Raw genomic sequence first — 6,745 nt, 5'->3', positions numbered from 1 at the left:
CCGCCATCCTGGACGCCTGGATCTTCGCCCGGGGCGGCAAAGTCGACTCTGTGTGGGTGCACGGCCGCAAGCTCGTTTCGGGTGGCGCGCATTTCCGCCGCGACGCTATTGCGGCTAGGTTCCGCAACGTGATGATGGAACTGACGGCGGCGTAACTGAGGAAAATTCTGGTGCCTGATTCGATGGCGGAGATTGTTGAAGAGCCGGTAAGCAGCGATGCCTCGACATCGCTCTACCAGCGCATCCTCAACGATATCCGCGACCGGATCGTTTCGGGCGAATGGGAGCCCGGCTACCGCATTCCCTTTGAGCACGAATTGACCGAAGAATATGGCTGCTCGCGCATGACCGTGAACAAGGCGCTTTCGCAGCTCGCCAAGGCCGGGCTGATCGAGCGCAGGCGAAGGTCAGGCAGCTTCGTGCGCCGGCCACAGTCGCAGGCCGCCGTGCTCGAAATCCACGATATCCGCATCGAAGTCGAGGCGCTTGGCCTGCCCTACCGCTATGAGCTGATCTCGCAGTCAAAGCGGCGGGCCACATCGCTCGACCGCGAGCGGCTCGGACCGGGCGCGTCAGTCCCAAGCCTGGTCCTGGCGCTGCAATGCCTGCACTACGCCGGTGTGCGGCCGTTCTGCATTGAAGACCGGCTGATCAATCTGGCCGCCGTGCCAGAAGCAGCTGATGAAGAATTTCGCAAATCCGCGCCTGGGCCGTGGCTGATCGGCCAGGTGCCGTGGAGTGCGGCCGAGCACGTCATCCGTGCCGCTGCTGCTGATGCCGAGATCGCTGCTGATCTGAATCTGGCAGCCGGCGCGCCTTGCCTTGTCATCGAAAGGCGAACCTGGAGCGCCGAGCGCCCCGTCACTCATGTGCGCTTCACCTATCCGGCGAATGCGCACGCGGTAGTGGCCCGCTTCACGCCGTCAGACAGCTGAAGCGGGCCATTCCGTAATTCTGCTTTACGCAGCGGCCGTGATGATGATCTCGACCTTGTATTCCGGGCCTGCGAGCTTGGCTTCGCCGGTAGCACGCGCAGGCGTGTTGCCCTGCGGCACCCAGCCGTCCCACACCGAGTTCATTTCGGCGAAGGTCGACATGTCGGACAGCCAGATGATCGCTTGGATGATCTTGGTCTTGTCCGTGCCTGCCTTGGCCAGCAGGGCGTCGATCTCGGCCAGGATGGCCTTGGTCTGCGCGGCAACGCTCTCGCCCGGTGCTCCAACCTGGCCAGCCAGGTAAACCGTGTTGTTGTGGATCACGATCTGGCTCATGCGCGGGCCGACATCGATACGACGAATGCTCATGGTGGTCTCCTTCCGTTAGGGGTGGCGCCTTCTTAGATTTTGCCTGCCCCCCGGCGCAAGGCCGCAACGATGGATTTCCGTAGGCCAGACGCACTGCCCCACCGGATTTGCTAGATAAATCCACCGGATTGTCGGGTCGCGCTCGTTGACTAATGTAATAACATCACATATCCAATTACGACTTCGCCGCAGCTGAGCCATGAGCCGATGACCGACGCCTGCCTGACATTCAAGGATCTGACGCTGGGCTACAGCAGCCATCCAGCGGTGCATCACCTCAATGGCTCGATCAGGAGTGGCTCGCTGACCGCTGTCGTGGGCGCCAATGGCTCGGGCAAATCCACGCTGATGAAGGGGATTGTCGGCGTGTTGAAGCCGATGGCCGGCGCCTGCACGGTAGCGCCAGGCAAGCGCGTCGCCTATTTACCGCAGCAATCGGAGCTCGACCGCAGCTTTCCTGCCCGTGTCGTGGACCTCGTCTCCCTTGGCCTTTGGCCCAAGCGCGGCCTGCTTGGCCGCTACAGCCGCGAAGACCGCGAAGCCGTGTCCAAGGCGCTGATGGCCGTTGGCCTCGAAGGTTTTGAAAAACGTGCGCTTGACACGCTCTCCGGCGGACAGCTCCAAAGGGCGCTGTTTGCCCGCGTGCTGGTGCAGGACGCGGACCTGATCCTGCTCGACGAGCCGTTCAACGCGGTCGACGCCAAGACCGTCGGCGACCTGATCAAACTCATCAAGCGCTGGCACGGCGAAAACCGCACGGTGATGGTTGTCGCCCACGACCTCGACCTGGTGCGCGCCCATTTTCCCAACACGCTGCTGCTGGCGCGCCAGCCGGTGGCCTGGGGCGAAACACTCGAAGCGCTACGGCCGGAAAACCTGCTCAAGGCTAGGCGTTTCGACGAGGCCTGGCACGACGATGCGCCCTGGTGCGAGCCGGATGATGGCCATGCCCATGCGCATCCCCATACTCACGACGAGCATCACCATCACGATCACGGCGAGGTCCATGATCGTCCCGACCATGAATCCGGCCCCCGGGCAGCGTGAACCTCGCCATGTATGATTTCCTGATCGCCCCCTTTGTCGAATTCGGCTTCATGCAGCGCGCGCTTGCCGGTTCGCTGCTGCTGGCGCTGGGCTCATGCCCTGTCGGCGTGTTCCTGATGCTTAGGCGCATGAGCCTGACGGGCGACGCCATGGCCCATGCCATCCTGCCCGGTGCTGCCGCAGGCTTCCTGCTCTATGGCCTGCAGATCGTGCCGATGACCATCGGCGGGCTGATTGCCGGCGTCATCGTGGCGCTCGGTGCTGGTGCGGTGTCGCGCTTCACCGTGCAGCGCGAGGACGCGTCCATGGCAGCGTTCTATTTGATTTCGCTGGCGCTCGGCGTTTTGATCGTGTCGCTGCGCGGATCGAGCGTCGACCTGATGCATGTGCTGTTCGGCACTGTGCTCGCACTCAACAATGACGCGTTGACCCTGATCGCGCTGATCTCGGGCATCACGCTGCTGACGCTTGCCGTTTTCTGGCGCGCGCTGGTCGCTGAATGCCTCGACCCGCTATTCCTGCGTTCGGTCAGCCGACTTGGCACGCCAGTGCACTTCATCTTCCTCGGCCTTGTCGTGCTCAACCTCGTCGGCGGCTTCCAGGCGCTCGGCACGCTGCTATCGGTTGGCCTGATGATGCTGCCGGCTGCTGCCGCACGCTTCTGGACGTCGCGCGTCGAACCGATGTGCGTGCTCGCCTTCGGCTTCGGTGCGATATCCTGCGTCAGCGGGTTGCTCATTTCCTATCACGCCTCGCTGCCCTCAGGCCCGGCGATCATCTTATCGGCAGGTGCGATCTACCTCACTTCCATACTTTTCGGCACGCGCGGCGTCTTCAACACCAAGCTTCGCCGCCACCGCCACCGCACCGCCTGATCCACGTCAACATGGAGAGACCTATGCTCAGAACAATTGGCTACGCCTCGCTGATGAGCGTTATAACATTAACTTCTTTCGCTGCGACTTCAGCCTCTGCCGAGCCGCTGAAAGTCGTGGCGAGCTTCTCGATCATTGGCGACTTCGCCCAGAATGTCGGCGGCGACCGCATCGATCTGACCACGCTGGTCGGTCCCGACGGCGACGCTCATGTTTACGAGCCCTCGCCTGCCGACGCGGTGAAGATGTCGAAGGCCGACGTCGTTCTGGTCAACGGCCTGCAATTCGAAGGTTTCCTGCAGCGCCTTGTCGAGGCGAGCGCGACCAAGGCTTCGGTGGTCGAGCTGACCAAGGGCGTCGAGCCGATCAAGATGAAGGAAGAGCATGAGCATGCCGCAGAGGCGGGCGGCGGTCATCAAAACCACGGCGACCTCGACCCGCACGCCTTCCAGTCGATCGCCAACGCCAAGATCTATGTGAATAACATCGCCGATGCCTTTTGCACCGCCGATGCCGCCGGCTGCGATAGCTACAAGGCAAATGCCGCTTCCTACACGGCCAAGCTCGACGCTGCCGAAGCCAACGTAAAGGCTGCGGTTGCTTCGATCCCTGAGGAAAAGCGCACCATCATCACCTCGCACGATGCCTTCGGCTATTTCGAAAACGCCTATGGYATCACTTTCCTGGCGCCCGAGGGCATTTCGACCGAAGCGGAGGCATCGGCTGCCGATGTGGCCGCTCTGATCTCGCAGGTTCGCGGCGACAAGGYTTCGGCGATCTTTGTTGAAAACATCACCAATCCGCGCCTGGTAGAGCAGATTTCCGCCGAAACCGGCGTGAAAATCGGCGGCACGCTCTACTCCGACGCGCTGTCCAAGGCCGATGGCCCGGCTGCGACCTACATCGACATGATGAAAGCCAACATCGCCATCATCAAGGGCGCGATCCTCGGTAGCTGATCGCCCTCGACCTGCAATCGGCCCTGCCGGTCGCCACCAGCCCAGAGCAAGGGTCCGATTAACCAGCCTGAATCAAGGCGGGGGCAAAAACCTCGCCTTTTTCTTCAAACCAGTCCGTTATGTAATAACATTATGAGGAAAACATGAAACATCTGCTCGCCACGACGTCGGGACTTGCCATGTTGCTCGGCATCTCCGTCATTCCTGCCTTTGCCGAAGAAAAGACCGCATGGCGGCTCTTCGTCTCCGATCATGCCGCGCCGGTCATCCACGCCATCGACATGGAAACAGGCACAAAGATCGACACATTCAACGTAAAAGCACCGTCCAGTCTCTACCGTTCCGACAGTGGCCGCACTGTATTTGCCGTGCAAGGCAAAGGCGATGTGATCTCCGTTCTGTCGAGCGGCATTTCGTTCGGCGACCATGGCGATCACGGCGACATCCACGTCGAAGCGCCGAAATTGCTCGATGTCGCGTTCGAGGGCAAAAAGCCCTCACATTTCGTCGACCATGATGGCGATATCGCCTTGTTCTTCGATGGCGAAGGCAAGGCCCGTGTCACCCGCGAAGCCGACATTCTGGAGGGTAGGCCGGCCATTCGCGAGGTGGCGACCGCAGCACCGCACCACGGCGTCGCCGTGGCACTTGGCGATCATGTCCTGATTACGGAGCCGAACCAGCAAAAGCCGGACGAGCTGCCGGTCGGCATTCGCGTGGTCGACCGTGCCGGAGCCTCGGTTGGCAATGTCCACGACTGCCCCGACCTGCATGGTGAGGCCTCGTCAGGCGATCTGCTGGCCATTGCTTGCGCCAAAGGCCTGCTTGTCACCTCATCAAGCGGAAGCGCGCCAGCGATCGACCTGCTTCCTTACGCCGGTCTTCCCGAGGGAAAATCAACGACATTGGTCGGCGGCCGCGGCCTTCAGTATTTCCTTGGCAATTATGGCCCGAGCGCCGTCGTACTGATCGATCCGAAATCCGAAGACGCCTTCCGGCTGATCGATCTGCCGACGCGCCGCGTGCATTTTGCCGTCGATCAGGTTCGGGCGAAATTCGCCTATGTTTTCACCGAGGATGGCCAATTGCATCGGATCGACGTGGTGGCGGGCAAGATCGATGCTTCGCTCAAGCTGACAGAGCCCTACAGCATGGACGGCCACTGGAGCGATCCGCGCCCGCGCATTGCTGTCGCCGGCAGCCGGATCGTGGTTTCCGACCCGCTCAAGAGCGTGCTGCATATCGTTGATGCCGACAGCTTCAAGCAGGGCGACGACATCACGCTCGAAGGCAAGCCGTTCAACCTCGTTGCCGTGGGCGGTGCTGGCGAAACACACTGAAGCTTGGGGCCAGTGGCTTCGGTTCCGATGTCACGAGGGGCAACAACAGTTGCCCCCTGGGCTCGACAGTGGCAAGACTGGCGCCGACCAGCCGCAAGCGTGGCAAACAAAACTCGCGAGGACGAACATGGAATACCGCCAGATCACCGATGACTACTCGGTTTCCGGCCAGATCACGCCGGAAGAGGTTGCCGCCATCAAGGCCGCCGGCTTCAAGAGCGTCATCTGCAACAGGCCCGACGACGAGCAGCCCGGCCAGCCTTCCGCCGACAGCGTCAAGGCAGCGGTCGAAGCCGCCGGCCTCGCCTTCCGCTACATTCCTGTCATCAGCGGCCAGATGTCCGGCGACAATGTCGCCGACATGGCCGACGCGCTCGACGAGATGGACGGCCCGGTGTTCGCCTACTGCCGCTCGGGCACGCGTTGCACCAACCTCTATATGGCGATCCAGCAAAGCAAGGGCTGAGCAGAACGGCGACGGGAGCACGCCTGTTTGCGTGAAGACCAGTTGTGACCTAAATTATGGTCATAAGGATCACGCCGATGAATGTTTCCGTCGCCGAAGCCAAGGGCAAATTCTCCGAACTCATCAAACGGGCGGAAGCCGGCGAAGAGCTTGTCGTCACACGCCACGGCAAGGCCGTGGCCCGTGTCATGCCCCCGGAGCCGGAACAGGAGTTGCTTCCCCGGATCGGTGCGCTCAAGGGCAAGATCTGGATGGCCGATGACTTCGACGCGCCTCTTGACGATTTCAAGGAATACATGAAGTGACCGGCGAGGCCTTCCTCGCTGACACGCATATCATTTTGTGGTCGATCAACGATGATCCACGCTTGAAGCGAGCGCACAGGGAAGTTCTAGCTTCATCAGCCCTCGTCTACGCGAGCGCTGCGAGTGTCTGGGAGATTGCAATCAAGCAGAGCATCGGCAAGCTGGATGTGCCGAGCGATCTCGGCTTCCTGCTTCCTAGTTGTTTAGTCCCGGCATTTGCTGGAGCGGGTCGCGAGAGAACCGTTGTGGCTGGGAAAGCCATGCCTTGCAGATGAATTCGTAGGGCGTGAGGCCTTTGAGGGTCTTGAGCCTGCGGCCGAAGTTGTAGGCCAAGACGAAGTCGGCAAGGTGCTGGCGGAGTTGGTCGTGGCTCTCATAGTAGAAACGCCTAACGGTCGCCTCCTTAATGGTCCGGTTCATCCTCTCGACCTGGCCGTTGGTCCACGGGT

At 61.4% G+C, this 6,745-nt stretch carries 9 protein-coding genes; 7 read left to right on the top strand and 2 right to left on the bottom strand.

Translation table 11 applies throughout. The annotated features are described in order from the left end of the window. Positions 1-182: 182 nt before the first annotated feature. Positions 183-935 (top strand): histidine utilization repressor, encoded by a 753-nt coding sequence (gene hutC / locus AC1DUU_RS19625; protein ID WP_476785075.1) that lies wholly within the window; start codon positions 183-185, stop codon positions 933-935. Between the two features lie 24 nt (positions 936-959). Here hutC and AC1DUU_RS19620 read toward each other — a convergent pair whose 3' ends face one another. Continuing rightward, the gene (locus AC1DUU_RS19620) at positions 960-1,304 is read right to left on the bottom strand and encodes a RidA family protein (RefSeq protein WP_109574489.1); all 345 of its coding nucleotides are present in this window, start codon (positions 1,302-1,304) and stop codon (positions 960-962) included. 207 nt (positions 1,305-1,511) lie between these two features. On the opposite strand from AC1DUU_RS19620, the gene aztA reads away from it, so the two are divergent. The 6 genes from aztA (at position 1,512) to AC1DUU_RS19590 (ending at position 6,296) form a co-directional block, all read left to right on the top strand. After that, the gene (gene aztA, locus AC1DUU_RS19615; protein WP_476785074.1) at positions 1,512-2,351 is read left to right on the top strand and encodes a zinc ABC transporter ATP-binding protein AztA; all 840 of its coding nucleotides are present in this window, start codon (positions 1,512-1,514) and stop codon (positions 2,349-2,351) included. A gap of 8 nt (positions 2,352-2,359) precedes the next feature. After that, on the top strand, positions 2,360-3,226 hold the full coding sequence (gene aztB, locus AC1DUU_RS19610; protein WP_476785073.1) for a zinc ABC transporter permease AztB: 867 nt from the start codon (positions 2,360-2,362) through the stop codon (positions 3,224-3,226). 23 nt (positions 3,227-3,249) lie between these two features. Continuing rightward, the gene (gene aztC, locus AC1DUU_RS19605) at positions 3,250-4,185 is read left to right on the top strand and encodes a zinc ABC transporter substrate-binding protein AztC (RefSeq protein WP_476785072.1); all 936 of its coding nucleotides are present in this window, start codon (positions 3,250-3,252) and stop codon (positions 4,183-4,185) included. 143 nt (positions 4,186-4,328) lie between these two features. Then, positions 4,329-5,525: a zinc metallochaperone AztD gene (gene aztD, locus AC1DUU_RS19600; RefSeq protein ID WP_476785071.1), complete on the top strand. Its 1,197-nt coding sequence runs from the start codon at positions 4,329-4,331 to the stop codon at positions 5,523-5,525. Between the two features lie 127 nt (positions 5,526-5,652). Then, positions 5,653-5,991, top strand: coding sequence for a protein tyrosine phosphatase family protein (locus AC1DUU_RS19595; protein ID WP_476785070.1), 339 nt, complete (start codon positions 5,653-5,655; stop codon positions 5,989-5,991). A 77-nt stretch (positions 5,992-6,068) separates the two neighbouring features. Continuing rightward, entirely contained in the window at positions 6,069-6,296 is a 228-nt protein-coding gene (locus AC1DUU_RS19590) for a type II toxin-antitoxin system Phd/YefM family antitoxin (protein ID WP_476785069.1), read from the top strand. A gap of 195 nt (positions 6,297-6,491) precedes the next feature. Here AC1DUU_RS19590 and AC1DUU_RS19585 read toward each other — a convergent pair. Continuing rightward, on the bottom strand, positions 6,492-6,745 hold a 254-nt coding region (locus AC1DUU_RS19585; protein WP_476785068.1), incomplete at its 5' end, for an integrase core domain-containing protein.

The sequence above is a fragment of the Aminobacter sp. P4_H6_2 genome (assembly GCF_056400805.1).
The sequence above is the reverse complement of the archived record's forward strand: the minus strand, read 5'-3'. Positions and strand labels throughout refer to the sequence as shown.

What these genes read in the sequence shown, in the direction of transcription:
- hutC (WP_476785075.1), top strand. Translation starts at nt 183, where the DNA reads ATGGCGGAGATTGTTGAAGAGCCGGTAAGCAGCGATGCCTCGACATCG.
- AC1DUU_RS19620 (WP_109574489.1), bottom strand. Translation starts at nt 1,304, where the DNA reads ATGAGCATTCGTCGTATCGATGTCGGCCCGCGCATGAGCCAGATCGTG.
- aztA (WP_476785074.1), top strand. Translation starts at nt 1,512, where the DNA reads ATGACCGACGCCTGCCTGACATTCAAGGATCTGACGCTGGGCTACAGC.
- aztB (WP_476785073.1), top strand. Translation starts at nt 2,360, where the DNA reads ATGTATGATTTCCTGATCGCCCCCTTTGTCGAATTCGGCTTCATGCAG.
- aztD (WP_476785071.1), top strand. Translation starts at nt 4,329, where the DNA reads ATGAAACATCTGCTCGCCACGACGTCGGGACTTGCCATGTTGCTCGGC.
- AC1DUU_RS19595 (WP_476785070.1), top strand. Translation starts at nt 5,653, where the DNA reads ATGGAATACCGCCAGATCACCGATGACTACTCGGTTTCCGGCCAGATC.
- AC1DUU_RS19590 (WP_476785069.1), top strand. Translation starts at nt 6,069, where the DNA reads ATGAATGTTTCCGTCGCCGAAGCCAAGGGCAAATTCTCCGAACTCATC.